The following is a 420-nucleotide window of genomic DNA, read 5'->3' as shown; positions in this document are numbered from 1 at the left end:
GTATCCGCAAGGAATTCGGCAATATAGAAGAACTTGCGAATGACATCAAAGAAAACGGACTCATTAATCCACCTGTAGTTACACCTGAACATGAATTAATTGCAGGTGAGCGGAGATTACGAGCTTGTAAGCATCTAAACTATCAACAGATTGAAGTACGTGTCATGTCTGTTCGGGACTATGAACATAAATTAAAAATTGAAATCGGTGAGAATGAACATCGTAAGGAATTTACTTTCTCTGAAAGAATGGCTTGGGCGAGGGAATTGGAGAGAGTGGAGTCAGCTAAGGCGAGAGAAAGGCAGGGGGCAAGAACTGACATCCAGGAAAATTTTCCTGAATGTAAAGTACAAACCCGCGACATCGTAGCCGAAAAAATAGGCATAGGTAGCGGAAAACAATATGAAAAAGCAAAATTCA

General features: G+C 40.7%; 1 protein-coding gene. It reads left to right on the top strand.

All coding sequences use genetic code 11. The annotated features are described in order from the left end of the window. Positions 1-2: 2 nt before the first annotated feature. Positions 3-420: ParB N-terminal domain-containing protein (locus ACODS7_RS32665; protein ID WP_488828718.1), on the top strand; the 418-nt coding region annotated here is incomplete at its 3' end.

This window comes from Bacillus sp. FG16 (genome assembly GCF_057809515.1).
This window is presented reverse-complemented; position numbering and strand designations above follow the sequence as displayed.